We start from the raw sequence: 1,723 nt of genomic DNA, 5'->3' as shown, positions 1-1,723 counted from the left end.
GTTCAACAACGTCTCAAGCGTCCCGGGGCGTGGTGGCGCCTTGAGCAGGCCGAGGCCATGCTGGCGCTACGCCTCAATCGCGTCAATGGCCACTGGGAGAACTATTGGCAAGACCTGATCAAACAAGCGGCATGACAATGGCGCGGCACGCATCAGTTATGGTCGCACCCGCCAAGGGGCCAAGGGCGTGCGGCTTGTTTCGTTTTGGCGTGCGTCGTACCCTCCCGCCCTTTGCGCCCAGAGGCGCTTTCCTGAACATGCGGACCGATACAGGCACTATGGACTCGATCGAGCGATCACTCGCGCTCATTCAGCGCGGCACCGAGGAAATCCTGCTACAAGACGCCCTGCGCAAGAAGCTGGAGCAGGGGCGACCCTTGCGTATCAAGGCGGGTTTCGACCCGACCGCACCGGATCTGCACCTCGGCCATACGGTGCTCATCAATAAGCTGCGTCAGTTCCAGGATCTTGGTCACGAGATCCTGTTCCTGATCGGCGACTTCACCGGCATGATCGGTGACCCCACCGGCAAGAGCGTGACGCGCAAACCGCTCTCGCGCGAAGAGATCGAACAAAACGCCCAGACCTATAAGGATCAGGTGTTCCGCATTCTCGACCCGGATAAGACCCAGATCCTTTTCAACTCCCACTGGCTCGATGAACTCGGGACAGCCGGATTGGTTCAGTTGGCGGCGCGTCAGACAGTTGCACGCATGCTGGAGCGTGACGACTTCTCCAAACGCTACAAGGCCGGTCAGCCGATCGCCATCCATGAATTTCTTTATCCGCTCATCCAGGGTTATGACTCGGTGGCTCTGCGCGCCGACATCGAACTCGGCGGAACCGACCAGAAGTTCAACCTGCTCATGGGACGCCAACTCCAGGAAGCCTATGGTCAGGAACCGCAGGTCGTCATCACGCTGCCGATCCTCGAAGGTCTGGATGGGGTGCAGAAGATGTCGAAGTCGCTCGGCAACTATATCGGTATCGCCGATGCGCCCGAGGAGATGTTCGGCAAGCTGATGTCGATCTCCGACGACCTGATGTGGCGTTACTTCGAGCTGCTGAGTTTCCGCGAGCTCTCGGAGATCGAGGCTTGGCGTCGCGCCGTGAGCGAAGGTGCGAATCCGCGCGATATCAAGTTCGAACTCGGCTTGGAGCTGGTGACCCGTTTCCATGGTGCCGAGCAGGCGCGCAAGGCGCAGGACGCCTTCGTAGCCCGATTCCAGAAGGGAGCCATGCCGGACGACATGCCCTTCGTTGAGCTGACTTGTTCGGATGGTGTCGGAATGCCGATCGCCAATCTGCTCAAGGAGGCTGGACTCGTTGCCAGTAGCTCCGAGGCTATCCGTATGGTGCGCCAAGGCGCGGTGCGTATCGACGGCGAGCGGGTCGAGGACGTACATCAGATCTGTGCCGTTGGTGACGAGCATATCTATCAGGTCGGCAAGCGCCGCTTTGCTAAAGTCCGCCTGAGTTGATGTGATCGTGCGTCAGCTGCGGTCACGGGTGAGAAATATTTTGATAACAGTGTTGACATAAATGCTGAGTTGTCTAAAATGCGCGGCTTCCCAAGGAACGGGGGATGAGGAGGCCGAAGCGACAGCGGAGGCCAACCGGGGAAAGCGGACTTGAAGCGCCCCGGAGCTGAAAAAAAGGAGTTGACAGTCGGAAGGGAGTCTGTAGAATAGTCGGTCTTGGCGAGACGCGGGTTTCGCGAAGA

The 1,723-nt window shown here is 59.0% G+C and carries 1 protein-coding gene and 1 pseudogene; both read left to right on the top strand.

The window, feature by feature from the left end; translation table 11 throughout:
- Window positions 1-135: pseudogene (locus GJ668_RS19640) on the top strand (ISKra4-like element ISTvi1 family transposase); the annotation flags it as partial.
- A 143-nt stretch (window positions 136-278) separates the two neighbouring features.
- Entirely contained in the window at window positions 279-1,481 is a 1,203-nt protein-coding gene (tyrS, locus tag GJ668_RS19635; RefSeq protein ID WP_155451769.1) for a tyrosine--tRNA ligase, read from the top strand.
- Window positions 1,482-1,723: the final 242 nt, after the last annotated feature.

The organism is Allochromatium palmeri (assembly GCF_009720725.1).
Taxonomy (GTDB): domain Bacteria; phylum Pseudomonadota; class Gammaproteobacteria; order Chromatiales; family Chromatiaceae; genus Thermochromatium; species Thermochromatium palmeri.
The sequence above is the reverse complement of the archived record's forward strand: the minus strand, read 5'-3'. Positions and strand labels throughout refer to the sequence as shown.

What these genes read in the sequence shown, in the direction of transcription:
- tyrS (WP_155451769.1), top strand. Translation starts at nt 279, where the DNA reads ATGGACTCGATCGAGCGATCACTCGCGCTCATTCAGCGCGGCACCGAG.